This window comes from Haloplanus sp. GDY1, assembly GCF_023703775.1.
GTDB lineage: Archaea > Halobacteriota > Halobacteria > Halobacteriales > Haloferacaceae > Haloplanus > Haloplanus halophilus.
Genome location: NZ_CP098514.1, coordinates 2710850 through 2725849 on the forward strand (window position 1 = coordinate 2710850; position 15000 = coordinate 2725849).

The 15000-nt window shown below is 70.4% G+C and carries 17 protein-coding genes and 1 tRNA gene; 10 read left to right on the forward strand and 8 right to left on the reverse strand.

Annotated elements, in window-relative coordinates:
- Window positions 1–122 precede the first annotated feature (122 nt).
- On the forward strand, window positions 123–902 hold the full coding sequence (locus tag NBT67_RS14535; protein WP_251342484.1) for an SDR family NAD(P)-dependent oxidoreductase: 780 nt from the start codon (window positions 123–125) through the stop codon (window positions 900–902).
- On the opposite strand, the gene NBT67_RS14540 is transcribed toward NBT67_RS14535, so the two are convergent.
- On the reverse strand, window positions 896–1039 hold the full coding sequence (locus tag NBT67_RS14540; protein WP_251342485.1) for a hypothetical protein: 144 nt from the start codon (window positions 1037–1039) through the stop codon (window positions 896–898). The genes NBT67_RS14535 and NBT67_RS14540 overlap by 7 nt on opposite strands.
- A gap of 26 nt (window positions 1040–1065) precedes the next feature.
- On the reverse strand, window positions 1066–1653 hold the full coding sequence (locus tag NBT67_RS14545; RefSeq protein WP_251342486.1) for an alpha/beta hydrolase: 588 nt from the start codon (window positions 1651–1653) through the stop codon (window positions 1066–1068).
- Window positions 1654–1734: 81 nt separating this feature from the next.
- Here NBT67_RS14545 and NBT67_RS14550 point away from each other — a divergent pair, with 81 nt between their 5' ends.
- The gene (locus NBT67_RS14550; RefSeq protein WP_251342487.1) at window positions 1735–2553 is read left to right on the forward strand and encodes a PspA/IM30 family protein; all 819 of its coding nucleotides are present in this window, start codon (window positions 1735–1737) and stop codon (window positions 2551–2553) included.
- A complete protein-coding gene (locus NBT67_RS14555; RefSeq protein ID WP_251342488.1) occupies window positions 2553–4082 on the forward strand; it encodes a glutamate-cysteine ligase family protein in 1530 nt (509 codons plus the stop codon). Before NBT67_RS14550 ends, NBT67_RS14555 begins: the two co-directional genes overlap by 1 nt.
- On the opposite strand, the gene NBT67_RS14560 is transcribed toward NBT67_RS14555, so the two are convergent.
- Window positions 4083–5111 (reverse strand): dipeptide epimerase, encoded by a 1029-nt coding sequence (locus NBT67_RS14560; protein WP_251342489.1) that lies wholly within the window; start codon window positions 5109–5111, stop codon window positions 4083–4085. It lies immediately after the preceding gene.
- Window positions 5108–6154 (reverse strand): N-acetyltransferase DgcN family protein, encoded by a 1047-nt coding sequence (locus NBT67_RS14565; protein ID WP_251342490.1) that lies wholly within the window; start codon window positions 6152–6154, stop codon window positions 5108–5110. The genes NBT67_RS14560 and NBT67_RS14565 overlap by 4 nt, the downstream gene beginning before the upstream one ends.
- Before the next feature lie 89 nt (window positions 6155–6243).
- Between NBT67_RS14565 and NBT67_RS14570 the strand changes: the two genes are divergently transcribed.
- A complete protein-coding gene (locus NBT67_RS14570) occupies window positions 6244–6723 on the forward strand; it encodes an SRPBCC family protein (RefSeq protein ID WP_251342491.1) in 480 nt (159 codons plus the stop codon).
- 37 nt (window positions 6724–6760) lie between these two features.
- Entirely contained in the window at window positions 6761–7159 is a 399-nt protein-coding gene (locus tag NBT67_RS14575) for a VOC family protein (protein ID WP_251342492.1), read from the forward strand.
- Here NBT67_RS14575 and NBT67_RS14580 read toward each other — a convergent pair.
- Window positions 7153–8073, reverse strand: a complete 921-nt coding sequence (locus NBT67_RS14580; protein WP_251342493.1) for a DMT family transporter — start codon at window positions 8071–8073, stop codon at window positions 7153–7155. The two genes, NBT67_RS14575 and NBT67_RS14580, sit on opposite strands and share 7 nt — an antisense overlap.
- A gap of 158 nt (window positions 8074–8231) precedes the next feature.
- Between NBT67_RS14580 and NBT67_RS14585 the strand changes: the two genes are divergently transcribed.
- The 3 genes from NBT67_RS14585 to NBT67_RS14595 are packed head-to-tail and all read left to right on the forward strand — an operon-like array spanning window position 8232 to window position 10260.
- Window positions 8232–8483 (forward strand): DUF3311 domain-containing protein, encoded by a 252-nt coding sequence (locus tag NBT67_RS14585; protein WP_251342494.1) that lies wholly within the window; start codon window positions 8232–8234, stop codon window positions 8481–8483.
- Entirely contained in the window at window positions 8480–9976 is a 1497-nt protein-coding gene (locus tag NBT67_RS14590; protein ID WP_251342495.1) for a sodium:solute symporter family protein, read from the forward strand. The genes NBT67_RS14585 and NBT67_RS14590 overlap by 4 nt, the downstream gene beginning before the upstream one ends.
- 59 nt (window positions 9977–10035) lie before the next feature.
- Window positions 10036–10260, forward strand: coding sequence for a hypothetical protein (locus NBT67_RS14595; protein WP_251342496.1), 225 nt, complete (start codon window positions 10036–10038; stop codon window positions 10258–10260).
- Between the two features lie 261 nt (window positions 10261–10521).
- Here the strand turns inward: NBT67_RS14595 and NBT67_RS14600 are convergent, their stop codons facing one another.
- The gene (locus NBT67_RS14600) at window positions 10522–10665 is read right to left on the reverse strand and encodes a hypothetical protein (protein WP_251342497.1); all 144 of its coding nucleotides are present in this window, start codon (window positions 10663–10665) and stop codon (window positions 10522–10524) included.
- 360 nt (window positions 10666–11025) lie between these two features.
- Here NBT67_RS14600 and NBT67_RS14605 point away from each other — a divergent pair, with 360 nt between their 5' ends.
- On the forward strand, window positions 11026–12876 hold the full coding sequence (locus NBT67_RS14605) for a protein kinase domain-containing protein (protein WP_251342498.1): 1851 nt from the start codon (window positions 11026–11028) through the stop codon (window positions 12874–12876).
- A 172-nt stretch (window positions 12877–13048) separates the two neighbouring features.
- Here the strand turns inward: NBT67_RS14605 and NBT67_RS14610 are convergent.
- Window positions 13049–13122, reverse strand: a tRNA-Tyr gene (locus tag NBT67_RS14610).
- A 96-nt stretch (window positions 13123–13218) separates the two neighbouring features.
- Here NBT67_RS14610 and NBT67_RS14615 point away from each other — a divergent pair.
- Window positions 13219–13980 (forward strand): hypothetical protein, encoded by a 762-nt coding sequence (locus tag NBT67_RS14615; RefSeq protein ID WP_251342499.1) that lies wholly within the window; start codon window positions 13219–13221, stop codon window positions 13978–13980.
- On the opposite strand, the gene NBT67_RS14620 is transcribed toward NBT67_RS14615, so the two are convergent.
- Window positions 13977–14936 carry an AIR synthase family protein gene (locus tag NBT67_RS14620; protein ID WP_251342500.1) on the reverse strand — a complete coding sequence of 320 codons (960 nt, stop codon included), beginning with the start codon at window positions 14934–14936 and terminating at the stop codon, window positions 13977–13979. The genes NBT67_RS14615 and NBT67_RS14620 overlap by 4 nt on opposite strands.
- Window positions 14937–15000: the final 64 nt, after the last annotated feature.

Genomic DNA, 15000 nt, shown 5'->3' on the forward strand with positions numbered 1-15000 from the left:
ACCGATTCGTGGATCGGGCTCGTGGGCGGGGTCGCCCCAGCGGCGTCGTGGAACGAGTCCCCCAAACACGGCCCTCTTTCCCACATAGCTTTATGCAATGTCGCCGGAGGCGTCAAGGTACCATGGAGAACGTCGACTACGATTTCGACGGCGACACGGTCGTCGTCACTGGCGCGTCGAGCGGCATCGGTCGGGAGATCGCACTCATGTTCGCCGAGGCCGGAGCGACGGTGCTGAACGCCGACATCGAGGCCCGTCCCGACCACGTCGAGACCGCGACCCACGACGCGATCGAGGAGGCGGGGGGCACCGGCGAATACGTCGATACCGACGTCTCGGACCCCGAGGCTCTCGACGACCTGATCGACCGCGCCGGCGAGTACGGGGGCGTCGACGTGATGGTCAACAACGCCGGCGCCAACATCCGGAAGTCGGTCCTGGAGGTCACGCCCGACGACTTCGATTCGGTCTCGGGCGTGAACCTCGGCGGGGTGATCTTCGGGACCCAGAAGGCCGCCGAGGACATGATCGAACGCGGCACCGAGGGGTGTATCGTCAACACCGTCTCCGTCCGGGCGCGCGTCGCGCTCGACAACCAGATCATGTACAACGCGACCAAGGGCGGTGTCCGGATGGTGACCCGAAGCACCGCGCTCGAACTCGCGGACCACGACATCCGAGTGAACGGTATCGCTCCGGGCCGCACGATTACGGGGCTCAGCGACACCACCCGGGAAGCCGAGGAGATGGCTGAGTCCGGTGACCTGGTGAAGCCGATCCCACTCGGGGGGCCGGCCTACCCCGAGGACATCGCCCCCACCGCCCTCTACGTCGCGAGCGACGCGGCCGACTACATGACCGGCGAGATCGTCTACGTCGACGGCGGGTGGTCGATCTACTGACCTGTCTCGACCGCGTGGACTCGGACCGTGGGCGGACTCCCGCCGGCCCGGGCGACGGCGTTCGCCTCGCGGAGGCCGAGGTCGGGGCCGGTCCCGCCCGACGGATCGTCGGCGCCGGTAGCGTGGCACGCGCTCACACACGGGTCCGACGGCCGACCCGCGTTCACAGCGCGGCGTCGAAGAACGCCGCCACCCGTTCGCCCACTCTCCGCTCCTGTCCGACGAAGAAGTGATCGGCCGGGAACGTCTCCACCGTCCCCCCGCAGTCGCGGGCGGCGTCGGCGACGCCGGCCGAGTCGACCGTGTCGTCGCGGGTGCCGTACCCCACCCACAGCGGGGCGTCGATCCGCGGGACGGCGGCCGCGACGTCCGATCCGTCGTCGAGGCGGGCCACGGGCGAGAGGGCGGCGACCGGCGTCGCCACCTCGGCGGCGGTCAGGAGGGCGACGCCGCCGCCGAAACTGTAGCCGAACAGGCCGACCGCGCCGTAGCGGTCGGCGGCCCACTCCCGGGCGGTTCGGGCGTCGGCCCGTTCGCCGCGGCCCCCGTCCCAGGGGCCGTAGTCGAAGCGCAGGCAGTCGATCCGGTCGGGGAGGGCGTCGCTCACGGCGCCGAGGCGGGCGTCGTGGCGGTGGCCGTCGTGCTGGGGGTGGGGCGGGCAGGCGACGACGAGGGCGTCGGCGTCGGCGTCGGTGTCGAGGCTCGCTCGCACGTCGCGACCGCACGGGAGGTGGACGCGTTCGGTTGGCACGGGGGAGCGTTCGGGCTGCTGGCTCCTCAATACTCCGGGTCGGCGGGTGAGATTTTAAGGTTCGCGTCCCGAACGGGGGGTATGGGAATACTCTCGCGGGCCTCGTACGTCGTCCGGTCGAAGCTCAACGCCCTCCTGAATCGGGCCGAGGACCCGACGGAGACGCTCGATTACTCCTACGAGCGGATGCGCGACGAGTTACAGGAGGTCAAACAGGGCATCGCGGACCTGACGACCCAGAAGAAGCGCCTGGAGATACAGAAACGACGGCTGGAGGAGAACGTCGAGAAACACAACGAGCAGGCGCGAGAGGCGGTGCGGCAGGACCGCGACGACCTGGCACGGCGGGCGCTGGAGAAGAAAAAGGAGAAGATGAACCAGATCGAGGACCTGGAGGGACAGATCGCGGACCTCCAGTCGACGCAGGACGATCTGGTCGAGAAGAAAAACGAGTTGCAGAGCCGGATCGAGGAGTTCCGCACGAAAAAGGAGACGATGAAGGCGCGATACGAGGCGGCGGAGGCCTCGACCCGCGTCTCGGAGGCGATGAGCGGCGTCGGCGACGAGATGAGCGACGTGGGGCGGGCGCTGGAGCGCGCCGAGGAGCGGACCGACGAGATGGAGGCCCGCGCGGCCGCGATGGACGAACTCCAGGAATCCGGCGCCTTCGAGGACGCCCTCTCCGACGAGGACGAAATCGACCGTCAACTCGAGGCCGGGCGGACCGAGAGCGAGGTGGAGGCGGAACTGGAGACGCTCAAGAGCGAACTGGGGACGTCGGAGGGGTCGAGCGACCGGAGTGGGGGCGAGGGCGAGGTCGACGTCGACGCCGACGTCGAGGCCGAACTCGACGAACTGCGCGAGAGCGAGAACGACGAGGACACCGAGGAGTCGGCCTGATGGACGCGGACGCCGACCTCGTCGCCGCCGTGCAGCGGTCGACCGACCCCGAGGTGCGGGCGGCGTTCGACCGGCGGGTGCGCGACCAGGCCGAGCGCATCCGCGCGGACATCCGATCCGGACGGCTCGACACCGGCGAGTTCGCCGTGGGGCTGGAACTGGAGGCCTACGCCGTCGACGACGCGTGTCGCCTCGCCCGCATCCCCGAGGCCGTCTTCGACCGTGCGGGCTGTGGGAAGGAACTCGGCGTCCACGACTTCGAGGTGAACTCGGCGGCGACGCCCTTCGACGCCGCCGGGGTCGCCGAACAGGCCGACCGGATCCGGGAGAGCGTCGACGCGGCGACCGAGGCGCTCCGGGCGGCCGACCTCGCGCCCGTCCTCGACGCCATGTGGACGGTGCCGCCGGCCGAGGGGACCGACGCCTATCTCGGGACGGTCGAGGAGCGAAACGGCGTCGTCGTCGCGGCGAACATGCGCCACCACCCCCGATACGTCGCCCTCGACAACGAGATTCTGGAGCGAAGCGGCGGGACGATCACCCTCGACGTGCCCGGCGCCACCCTCGAACACCGGACGATCCTGATGGAGTCGCTCGCCACGTCCATCCAACCGCACCTCCAGGTCCCCGACGCCGACTCCTTTCCCCGCTACTTCAACGCCGCCCTGCGGACGATGGGGCCGGTGTTGTCGCTGTCGAGCAACTCCCCGTTCCTCCCCGCGGACTGTTACGACGACGACCCCGGCGTGGTCGAGGCCACGCCCCACGAACTCCGCGTCCCGGTCTTCGAGCGGAGCATCAACGCCGGCGCGCCGCGTGGCGAGGGGAAGGTCCGGTTCCCGGCGGACCTGCAGCGGGCGACCGATGTGGTCGACCGCGTCGTCGCCGACGAGACGTACGCGCCGGTGCTCGCGGACGGCGAGGCCGACCCGGACGCCAGCCCCTACCGCGCGACGCTCCCGGAGTACGACCACAAGCGCGGCGTCCACTGGCGGTGGGTTCGGGGGGTCGTCGGCGGGCAACCGGTGGGGAGCGAGCGCGACGGCGCGTCGCTCCGCATCGAGTACCGCCCGCTCCCCACCCAGCCGACGGTGCGGGACACCGTCGCGCTGCAGGTGCTCGTCGTCGGCCTGCTCCGGGGGTTGGTCGCCGCGGACCACCCCCTGACCGACCTGCCGTGGGAGGCGGCGCGCGACTGCTTCTACGACGCCGTCGACGCGGGGCCGGACGCCGACCTGGTCTGGGTGACGGCGGCCGGCGACCGGACCGACGACCCCGACGTCGTCTACGACGAGGTGTTCGAGTACGCCCGCCGCGGCCTCCGGGACGCCGGCCTCGCGGCCGACGCCATCGACGGCTACCTCGACCCGGTGGAGCGCCGGCGGGACGGGACCGTCCCCAGCGCGTGGAAGAAAGCGCGCGTCCGGGAGTCCGTGGCCGACGGCGCGACCCTGTCCGAGGCCATCTCGGAGATGCAGCGCGCGTACGTCGAGCGAGCGGGCGGGGAGACGGCCTTCGTCGACTGGTGATCAGATCGGTCGCACGCCCGTCCCGGCCCGGTCCGGGAAGGAGACCGTCCCGCCCTCGTAGGTCGGCCCCTCGAAGTCGTCGGCCGCGAGGAGGAGCGCGCCGTCCAAGTCGACGTAGTCGACGAGGGGGGCGAGGTGACAGGCGGCGGCGATGGAGGCCGTCGACTCGACCATGCAGCCGAGCATCACCTCCAGACCGTGCGCGCGGGCGGCGTGAACCATCCTGACCGCCTCGCGGACGCCCCCGCATTTCATCAGCTTCAGGTTGACGATGGCGGCGCGGTCGGCCACCGCGGCCACGTCGGGGAGCGTTCGACAGGACTCGTCGGCGGCGACGGGGAGGGCGCTTCGCTCGTGGACGCGGCGCAGACCCTCGGGGTTCTCGGCCGGCACGGGCTGTTCGACGAACTCGACGCCGAGGTCGGCCAGCCACTCGCTTTTCGTGATCGCCTCGTGGGGCGTCCACGCCTCGTTGGCGTCGACGCGAACCGTCGCCTCGGGCGCCGCCGCGCACACCGCCTCGACGCGCTCGCGGTCCCGGTCGGTGCCCAGTTTCACCTTGAGGATGGCGTAGCCCTCGTCGGCGGCCGCTGCGGCCGTCTCGCCCATCGCGTCGGGGTCGTCGATGGCGACGGTGTAGGAGGTGGGCGGCGCTCGGCCGGCGTCCAGGCCCAGGAACCGGTAGAGCGGGACGTCGAGTCGCCGCGTCGCCAGGTCGTGACAGGCGACGCTCACGGCGGCTCGGGCGGCGGGGTTGTCCCGGACCGTCCCCCGGAGGCGGCGCTCGATCCGGTCCAGTGCGAGCGGATCGTCGACCCCCTCGACGGCGTCGAGGAGGGCGGGGAGGACCGCGGCCACGGTGTCGGCCGTCTCGCCGTAGTGGGCGGAGGGGGCGGCGGCGCCGACGCCGGTTCGCCCCTCGTCGTCGTGCACGCGGACGACGACCGCCTCCACGTCGGTCTGTACCCCCCGCGAGATGGTGAACTCGCCGTCGACCGGCAGGGTCAGTCGCTCGTACTCCGCGTTCATAGCAGGGCGTCGAGCAGTTCGTCCGCGTCGAAGCGGACGGGGTCGGTCGCCGGGGCGTCGAGCGCGTCGGCGTAGGCGTCGACCGCCTCGCGTGCCGCCGCGTCGTCCTCGAACGTCCGGGTGTCGAGCGCGCCGGCGGCCACCGTCGTCGGCGCGACCGGTTCCGCGAGGTCGGTGTAGAGGTCGGCGTGGGTCTCGACCGGCGGGATCGGGAACGACTCGTAGCCGTGGATGGCCTCCCGGCCGGCGCTGTGGGTCACGACCAGCGCGTCGGGCATGGCGCCGTGGAGCAGGCTACAGGTGACCCCGGAGTAGGCGGGGTGGAGGATCGATCCCTGGCCCTCGACGAACAGCACGTCGTGATCGGGGGCGGCGTCGAGGATCATCCGCTCGACGGCGCCGGCGGCGAAGTCGGAAATCGTCCGGTCGATCGGGACCCCCCAGCCGGCGATCATGATGCCCGTCTGGCCCGTGGGGACGAACCCGGCGTCGACGCCCCGCGCCCTCGCCGCGGCGACGAGTTCGAGCGTCGTCGTCATCTTCCCCGTCGAGCAGTCGGTACCCACGGTCAACACCACGTCGGCGTCGGCCTCGCGGGCGCGGCCCTCGCTCACGGTGAGGTCGTCCGGCGGGCGGCGCACGTCGATCAGATCCACGCCGTGATCGGCGGCCAGCGCCGCGAACTCCGCGTCGTCTTCGAGGAAGTAGTGCAGCCCGGCGATCACGTCACAGCCGGCCTCGATGGCGGCCCGCACGTCCGGGCGCCAGGACTCGTCGAACCCGCCGCCGATGGGAGCGATGCCGATCACCAGCGCGTCGGGGTCCGCGACGCCGAGGGCGGCGTCCATGCTCTCGACGATCGGGGCGTCGGGCACGTCGGGGACGTGGTCGCCGACCGACTCGCCGGCGCGGTCCCGGTCGAGCACCGCCGTCACGTCGTACTCCGCGTATCGGAGGACGCCGACGGCCGTCTTCGCCCGGTCGGGGAACTGTTCGTGGGCGAGGACGACCACCGAGTCGTCCGGATCCAGTGGCAACGACATGGGTAGTCCGACGGGAGTGACGCGAATTAACCCCTCGCTTCCGCGCCGTCGCCCGCGCGCTTATCCGCGTCTCGACCCTAGCCCTCGGTATGGCGACCTACCGACGCCGGACGCGCGTCGACGCGCCGCTGGATTCGGTGTGGGACTTCCACTCCCGGGTGAGCGGCCTGGAGGCGCTGACCCCCGACTGGCTGAACCTCCGGATCGAGGCGGTCCGGGGACCGGACGGCGAACCCGACCCCGGGATTCTGGAGACGGGGTCGCGGATCGACGCCTCGATCCGGCCGTTCGGCGTCGGCCCGCGACAGCGCTGGACCTCCGTCATCACCGACCGGGTGCGCGACGGTGCCAGCGCGTACTTCAGAGACGAGATGGTCGACGGCCCGTTCCGCCGGTGGGAACACACCCACCGTTTCTTCGCCGACGGGGCGAAGACGGTCGTCGACGACCGGGTGGAGTACGCCCTCCCCTTCGGTCCCCTCGGCGAGGCCGTCGCGCCGCTCGCCCGCGTCGGGTTCGAACCCATGTTCCGGTACCGTCACCGGCGGACGCGCGCGCTCCTCGAGTGACCGTACGGTTTTGAGGGCGGCGGTCCAACCACCGGGTATGGACGTCGTCGACATGGACCACGTCGCCATCCGCGTGAGCGACCTCGACCGGGCGCTGGAGTTCTACCACGACCTGCTGGGGATGGAGATCCGCGACCGCGAGCGGTTCGAGGACGGCGAGGTGCCGTACGTGGCCGTCGTCGCCGGCGGCCGGCACCTCCACCTCGTGCCCACCGACGGGGCGTTCGACGTGGACGGCGAACACGTCTGTCTGCTCGTCCGTTCGGAGGGGACGGGTACCCGGGCGGAACTCGACGCCCTCCTCGACGACCTCCGGGCGGCGGGCGTCGAGGTGGAGGCGGGGGAGCCCCACGAACGCTACGGCGCGTACGGCCGCGACTGGGCGGCGTACGTCCGCGACCCCGACGGCCGCCGGATCGAACTCAAACTTCACTGAGGCCGTGCCGAGGCGGTGACGTAGATGCCGGCGAGGACGACCGTACCGCCGAGGAGCGTCCCGGCCGTCGGCACCTCGGACAGGAGGACGACCGCGAGCAGCGTACTCCCCACGGGTTCGCCGAGCAGCGAGACGCTGACGACGTGGGATTCGAGGTGGCCGAGCGCCCAGTTCACGACGGTGTGGCCGAGGACGCCCGGCCCGAGGGCCATCGCGGCGAACAGCGCCCACTCGTGGGGCGGGTACGACAGCAGTTCGTGCCCCCGGGCGACGGCGACGGCGAGCAGGACCAGCGCACAGGCCGTGTACACGACCGTCACGTACGGCAACACCCCGAGCCGTCGCCGTAACGACCGGCCGGCGAGGTAGTAGGCCGCCACCGCCACCGCGCCGAGGAGTGCGAGCGCGTTGCCGTACTGCGCCCCAGCCACGGGGGCGTCCGGCGTGGCGGTCGGATCGACCGCCGCGAGGAGGGTCGGGCCGAACGACAGCGCGACCATTCCGAGGAGGGCGATGCCGATGCCGACGGCCCCTCGCCGACTCACTCGCTCCCCGAGGAGGACCCACGCCCCGGCGGCGACGAACACCGGCTGGGCCTGGACGATGGTGACGCTCGCGGCGACCGTCGTGTGATCGAGGCTCTCGAACCAGACCACGAAGTGGACCGCGAGGGCGACGCCAGCGGCGACGGCGACCAGTCCGTCCCGCCGCCCGACCCGACGCAACGACGCCCTGTCGCCGCCGTCGACGAGGGGGGCGAGCGCCACGACGGTGAACGTCACCCGATACAGCGCCTTGACCACGTTCGGAGCGTCGCTCCAGCGGACCAGTATCGCGCTCGTGCTGATCGCGAGCACCGCGACGCCGAGGGCGACGAGCGGCGGGGCGACGACTCCATCGTCTGTCGCGGACACACGACGTCGCTCGGGGTGCCGCGGCTTACCGGTGTCGACGCTATCCGAAAGACGAACGCCGATTCTACGTCTTTCCGAAGACAATTTTTCTTCGAAGCTCGGAGTGGAGGATGTTTTGGCATCATTTACGTAGTTGGAGATATGAGCATGGTCCAACCATGCGTTCGATACGCGATTGGCTATGGATAGCGGCGTTCGTCATACTCGTCACGTTCTCGATCCCCTGGTTCCTCTGGGGGACCTCGACGGTGGTCGCCGGACTGCCGGTCTGGCTCTGGTGGCACCTCGGGTGGATGGGCCTCGCGGCGGTCACCTTCGCGCTGTTCACCCGGTACGGGTGGGATCGACTGATGGGCGTCGAGGGCGAGGCCGGCCTCGGCGCCGGGGGGACGCGGGGTGGTGAGCCGTGAGCCTCGGCCCGCTCGGCATCGTCCTCGCGTACCTCCTGCTCGCGCTCGGCGTCGGCCTGCTGGCCTACCGCGTCGGAGGGAACGACGCCGAGGACTTCTACCTCGCGAGTCGGACGCTGGGCACGCTCGTCCTCCTCTTTACCACCTTCGCGACCCTGCTGTCCGCGTTCACCTTCTTCGGGGGGCCGAACCTCGCGTACGCGGCCGGTCCCGAGTGGATCCTCGTCATGGGCGTGATGGACGGCGTGCTCTTTGCCCTCCTCTGGTACGTCATCGGCTACCGCCAGTGGCTCATCGGTCGCGCACGCGAGTACGTCACGCTGGGCGAGATGCTCGGCGACCGCTTCGCCTCGCCGGCGCTCCGCGGCCTGGTCGCCGGGGTCAGCCTCCTGTGGCTGTTCCCGTACGTCATGCTCCAGCAGATGGGGGCCGGCGAGGCCATCAGGGGCCTGACCGCCGGCGCCGTGCCCTACTGGGGTGGCGCCGCGCTCATCACCGTCTTCATGATCGTCTACGTGATGCTCGCCGGCCTGCGCGGCGTCGCCTGGACCGACACGCTCCAGGGCCTGTTCATGCTCTCGGTCCTCTGGATCGCGGTGGTCTGGATCGTCGGCGACCTCGGCGGCGTCGGCGCGGCCACCCGGGGGATGGTCGCGGCCAATCCCGACTTCGCCGCCCTCGGCGGCGGCCTCTACTCGCCGCAGTTCATCATCTCCTCGGCGGTCACCATCGCCTTCGGCGTCACCATGTTCCCACAGATCAACCAGCGCTTCTTCGTCGCGAAGTCGGCGACGGTGCTGAAACGCTCGTTCGCGCTGTGGCCCGTGCTCGTCCTCCTCCTGTTCGTCCCCGCGTTCATGCTCGGGGCGTGGGCCGCCGGCCTCCCCATCGAGGTGCCCGAGGGGGCGAACGTGCTGTCGGTGCTGCTGGCGGAGTACACGCCGGGCTGGTTCGCCGCACTCGTCGTCGCCGGCGCGATGGCGGCGATGATGTCCTCTTCGGACTCGATGCTCCTCTCGGGGTCGTCGTACTTCACCCGCGACCTCTATCGCCCCTTCGTCAGCCCCGAGGCGAGCGACCGCCGCGAGGCGTGGATCGCCCGGGTCGGCGTCGCCATCTTCGCCACGCTCGCCTTCGTCGCCAGCCTCTCTCGGCCCGGCACGCTCATCCAGGTAGGGGACACCGCCTTCTCCGGGTTCGCCCTGCTCGCCCCGCCGGTCATCGTCGCGCTCTACTGGGAGGCGACCACCCGCGACGGGATGCTCGTCGGCGTCGGCGTCCCGCAGGCGCTCTATCTCGCGCACGTCCTCGTCCCGTCCACGCCCGTCGAGGTGGGCGGGACGACGGTGGCGCTCCTCGCGCGATCCTACGCCGGGTGGGACGTCGCCCTCGCCTTCATGCTGCTCGGGGGTGCCCTCACCGTCGGCGTCTCACTCGTCTCCTCGCAGGCGGTCGACGAGGACGCGACGGCGTTCGCGGTCGGCGGCGACTGACCGTCGGCCCCCCGACCGGCATCCGACACCCTGATTGCCGTCCCCGTCCTCCCTCCCCCATGAGCGACATCCTCGACGACGAGACCGCGGCGAAGGTCATCAAGCACATCCGCGAGAGCGACCAGCCGAGTCCGCACTTCCAGGCGACGATGATCAACTTCGTCTACTCGCTCCACCAGAGCGACGGCGACCTCGACGAGATCGTCCTCGAGGACGGCGAGATGGCGGAGATCTTCAGCACCCTCCCGACCAACCCGGAACGCGAACTGCCCTACGTCGAATAGCGCGCGGTCCGGCCCCCGACGGACCGTTCGCGGTCACCGGCCGTGGGAGTACCGTTCCCCTCCTCTTCACCTCGAACGCCACACGACTGTCGTTGCGTCTTCGGTTAATCTCCCCATTTTTATATTTCTAGCTCGACCTCTCCTCCGGGGAAAGGGTGCCTCTGACAATCCGAGCCTCGCTCGGCCGAAACCCCTCCCCGTTTTTTGTGCCCGAGACGGTCGGCCCGGGCCGACTCCCCGCCTGTCGTCCCGCGGCGGCCGTCAGTCCACCTCGATGCCGTCCAGTTCGGCCTCGCAGTACGGACACCGGTAGTGGGTGACGAACTCCTCGTCTTTCAACCGGGTGTCCGCGTCGATTTCACGATACGACACCTCCCGGTCGCACTCCTGACACGTGACCTTCATCCGTTCCGTGGCGTCGCTACTCCGCGACGTCGAGATCTCGATCACAGACGGGACACGAGACGTCCGTCCCCGGCTCCGAAACCCGTCCCGTCCATCCACAGTCCGGACACTGTACTGGCTCCGGTCGAGACATGACGGATGGGGCGCGTCGCTTCCGACGGAAAAATCCCTTGCCGGTGGCGTCCGCCGTGACCACTCCCCCGACGGGCCACCTCTCCCGACCCCTCCGGACCCGTGAGAGGGCGTCCTCGACACAATTCTTTTAGTCCCTGCAATAGCTCACGATAACTAACGCTATCGCGGGCAACTCGGCGGCGGTTCCGACCGACGATCCCCGAGCTACCAATCGAGAACTAGATAATGGACGCACGATTTCACGAAGCCGGCGACCGGAGCGGGAACACGTATCTCGCAGCGTTCCTGATCGTCCTCGGCGTTCTGCAGTCGAGTAAGATCGTCGCGCCGGAGGTGGTTCTGACCTCCGACATCGGCACTCCGTTCGTCGCCTCCCCCGTGATCGTCACGCCCGCCATACTGCTGAGCGAATTCGCGGGCGTCGACCTGTGGCGGTTCTTCTGCACCAACGTAACCACGTCTTGTGTCTTCAACGACGTTCAGGCGGTCACCTACGCGCTGGCGTACGTGGGGACGGGGACGTTACTCTACGTTCGACCGTCTGGGACCGCGGTTCGCGCCGTTCGAGCGTTCCTGGCCGCCAATTTGCTGCTGTTCGTGCTAGTCGAACTGCTCCCGAGCGTTCCGCTCAGTCCGACTCGGATCGTGATTTACGCGGGGCTGATGGGTCTCGGACTGTCTCTCACGGGAGTCGGCGACCGCTCCTGGCTGCCGCGTCGCACCAGCAGTGACGCTTCACCGGCGAGTAGTGAGCGATCGGCGCCGCCCTCCACCGCCGGCGGAGGGGGGTCGGCCGCTGCCGACGGAGAGAGGTCGGCCGCTGCCGACGGAGAAAGGTCGGCCGCTGCCGATCCGCAGGGGCGGGCACCGACTGGCTCCGATGCGTCCCCGTCGACGCCGAACGCCGAGGCCCCGAACGCCGGGACCCCGAACGCCGAGGCCCCGAACGCCGGGACCCCGGACGACGAGGACCCCGGAAGCCACCGCCGACGCCTCCGGGACGACGTGGCGTCGCTCCGCGCCGACCTCGACCGTGCCGGGACGCTCGCCGACGAGGGTGACCTGGAGGACGCCCGCCAGCGACTCGTGGCCCTCGAATCACGCCTCGCGTCGGCCGAGGAGCGGGCCGCCGAACGTGGCTTCGGCGGTCTCCACGAGGAGATCGAGTCCCTCGAACGACGGCGAGCGGACCGCCTGCAGCACGTCACCGCCCGACTGGAGTCGTCATCCGTCCCCGACGAGATTCCACGCGCACCCGACGTGTCCGTCGACTACGGGGCGCTGACCGACGAAGAACCCATCGGCGGCGGCGGCAACGCCGACGTGAGCAAGGCGACGCTCCCGACGCCGACCGGGAACGTTACGCTGGCTATCAAACGGCCGCGGATGGCCGGGACCCTCCACACCGACGCCGTCGCCCGCATACTCGACGAGGCCGAAACGTGGGACCGGCTGGACGACCACGACCACATCGTCGGCGTCGTCGATTACGGGGACCAGCCGCTTCCCTGGATCGCGATGGAGTACATGGACGGCGGCCATCTCGGTGCGCGAAGCGGCGAGATGCCGCTCCCGCAGGCGCTCTGGACCGCGATCGCAGTCACGAAGGGGGTCCGACACGCTCACCGGCGCGGCGTCGCGCATCTCGACCTCAAGCCCGAGAACGTGCTGTTCCGTACGGTCGACGGCGCGTGGGACGTCCCCAAGGTGGCCGACTGGGGGCTCTCGAAGCACCTGCTCGACCACTCCGAGAGCGTCGACGGGCTGTCGGTCCACTACGCCGCGCCGGAGCAGTTCGAGGACGGGGGAGCGGCGACCGACGACCTCACCGACGTCTACCAGCTCGGGGCGGTGTTTTACGAACTGTTCACCGGCCAGCCGCCCTTCGACGGGCAGCCGTTCTCCGTGATCGAGCAGATCAAAACCGCTCGGCCGACGCCGCCGAGCGAGGTGGCGGACGTCCCGCCCGCCCTCGACGACGTCCTCCTGACGGCGCTGGCCAAGGAGAAGGCCGATCGCTACGAGGACATCATCCTCCTGCGGAACGCCCTACAAGACGTCTCCGAGGAGTTGTGACCCGCCGACTGCCCGTGGTGGCCTCTCGGGTCCGGATCGACGGGCGCACGACGGCGTTCTAATTTCGTATCCGCCCTCTCCGAGTTGAACGAGTCGGGACGTTCCTGCTCGCTACGCTGCGCGGGCTGCGACTACCGAGCTCAAATCGGCTCGGTTGAATTTGCTCAGCGAATCCGCCCTCCCCGATTTGAACGGGGGGCAAGCCGATCTACAGTCGGCTGCTCTACCAGTCTGAGCTAAGGGCGGGCACCTACACGTAATCGCCAGACTGGACTTAAGGATTCCCATTTGCCCGGCGGCCGGATCCGAACCCTTTCGTCGGCCGGTCGCCATCCACGCGGCATGGACGAGGAGCGACAGGCCACCTTCGGGCCGGACGGCGAACTGGAGACCGAGGCGCCGGAGGCGACGGGGACGAACGACTTCGGGGAGGAGACGGGCGCCGACGAGACGGACGGCGGCTTCAACCGCTACGCCGTCGTCAGCCTGCTCCAGAAGGCGATCCGACGCGGCGACGAGGAGGTGGCGGCGTGGTGTGCTTGGGAACTCGCCCGCTCGGGCTTCGGGTGGAACCTCTGGGACCGACTCAACACCTTCGTCGTCGAGGACCTGAAGGCCGACACGCAGGCCCCCCTGCTCGTCGGTCGGTACGAGGACCTGGCCGAGCGGTGGGACATGGACTCCCGGCGCGGGCAGATGGCGGCGGTCCAGGCCGCGCTCGTCGTCGCGCGTGCCCGGGCGGCCCGCGAGGGGGCCAACGCGGTGAACGGCTTCCACGCCGTCGCGGCGGAGCGGGCCGACGCCCACGACAGGGGCGAGGAGCCGACCCACACGTTCCCGGTCACGGCCGACGACCTGTCGGCGGACGGCGAGTACGACGTGGCCCTCGACGGCCACACCGGCGAGGGGAAGCGACTGGGGCGCAGTTCCCCCTTCTTTCGGGTCCACGGCGCGCGCGTCGGTCCCGAGGGCGAGACGGACGTGAGCGCCCGGTGGAAGCGGCTCTTTCTGACCCTCGACGAGTACGACTACACCGACGAACAGATCGAACACGCCCTCTCCGCGGTCGATCCGGGCGATCGGTGGACCGAGCCGGACTTCTAGTCCCAGAGGTCGTACATGTCGTCGCGGATCGTCTCCGCGTACCGCTCCCCGTCGATTCTGACCGACGGTTCCCCGGGTTCGACCCGCCCGACGTCGACGGCGTCGATGCCCTCCTCGCCCAGTGCCGCCAGGGCGTCGTCCGCCTCGTCGGCGTCGACCGTCGCCAGCAACGCGCCGGAGCCGAGGACGCGAAGCGGGTCGACGCCGACTGCGTCGCAGGCGGCGCGGGTCTCCTCGCGGACGTGGACGGCGTCGCGGTCGACGTGGAGGGTGACCTGGCCGGTCAGCGCCATCTCGATCAGGCCCTCGAGGACGCCGCCCTCGGTGGGGTCGTGCATGGCCGTCGCCACGGGGGCGAGGACGGCCGCCTCGGGCATCACGCTGAGGTCGTCGAACGCGGCCGTCGCGCGGTCGAGCAGGTCCGCCGGGAGGTCGAGTCGGTCGCGGAAGTCCGTCGCGAGCACCCCCGTCGCCTCGATGCCCGCGCCCTTGGTGAGGAGGATCCGGTTCCCCGGTTCGGCGCCGCCGGTCGGGACGAAACGGTCGGCCATCCCGAGACAGGTGAGCGAGCAGAGCGGCCGGTCGAGGCCGGCGACGACTTCGGTGTGCCCCCCGGCGACGGTCAGGCCGAGGCGCTCCGACTCCGCGTCGAGTTGGCCGGTGATGGTATCCAGCAGTTCGGGGTCGGCGTCGGGAAGCAGGACGGTGTTCAGGAGATACTCGGGCCGTCCGCCGGCGGCCGCCACGTCGTTCGAGGCGACGGCCACCGCCAGGTGGCCGATACGCTCGGCCGCCAGCGAGATGGGATCGGTGCTGGCGACCAGCGTCCCCTCCTCGACCCTGATCGCCGCGGCGTCCTCACCGAACGCCGGCCCCGCGAGCAGGTTCGGGTTGGGGGCACCCGTCCGGGAGAGGACGAGGTCCGACAGGACCGCCGGATCGAGTTTGCCGGTCATGCGCCGCGATAGGTCCGCCCCGCTCATGTGCCTTCCCGTCGGCACCCGTCGGATCGTCACGGAT

Excerpts from the sequence above, each read along its gene's own strand:
- NBT67_RS14565 (WP_251342490.1), bottom strand. The coding sequence starts at position 6,154 with ATGTCGTTGCCACTGGATCCGGACGACTCGGTGGTCGTCCTCGCCCAC.
- NBT67_RS14605 (WP_251342498.1), top strand. The coding sequence starts at position 11,026 with ATGGACGCACGATTTCACGAAGCCGGCGACCGGAGCGGGAACACGTAT.
- NBT67_RS14555 (WP_251342488.1), top strand. The coding sequence starts at position 2,553 with ATGGACGCGGACGCCGACCTCGTCGCCGCCGTGCAGCGGTCGACCGAC.
- NBT67_RS14535 (WP_251342484.1), top strand. The coding sequence starts at position 123 with ATGGAGAACGTCGACTACGATTTCGACGGCGACACGGTCGTCGTCACT.
- NBT67_RS14615 (WP_251342499.1), top strand. The coding sequence starts at position 13,219 with ATGGACGAGGAGCGACAGGCCACCTTCGGGCCGGACGGCGAACTGGAG.
- NBT67_RS14600 (WP_251342497.1), bottom strand. The coding sequence starts at position 10,665 with ATGAAGGTCACGTGTCAGGAGTGCGACCGGGAGGTGTCGTATCGTGAA.
- NBT67_RS14595 (WP_251342496.1), top strand. The coding sequence starts at position 10,036 with ATGAGCGACATCCTCGACGACGAGACCGCGGCGAAGGTCATCAAGCAC.
- NBT67_RS14570 (WP_251342491.1), top strand. The coding sequence starts at position 6,244 with ATGGCGACCTACCGACGCCGGACGCGCGTCGACGCGCCGCTGGATTCG.
- NBT67_RS14575 (WP_251342492.1), top strand. The coding sequence starts at position 6,761 with ATGGACGTCGTCGACATGGACCACGTCGCCATCCGCGTGAGCGACCTC.
- NBT67_RS14560 (WP_251342489.1), bottom strand. The coding sequence starts at position 5,111 with ATGAACGCGGAGTACGAGCGACTGACCCTGCCGGTCGACGGCGAGTTC.
- NBT67_RS14550 (WP_251342487.1), top strand. The coding sequence starts at position 1,735 with ATGGGAATACTCTCGCGGGCCTCGTACGTCGTCCGGTCGAAGCTCAAC.
- NBT67_RS14585 (WP_251342494.1), top strand. The coding sequence starts at position 8,232 with ATGCGTTCGATACGCGATTGGCTATGGATAGCGGCGTTCGTCATACTC.
- NBT67_RS14620 (WP_251342500.1), bottom strand. The coding sequence starts at position 14,936 with ATGACCGGCAAACTCGATCCGGCGGTCCTGTCGGACCTCGTCCTCTCC.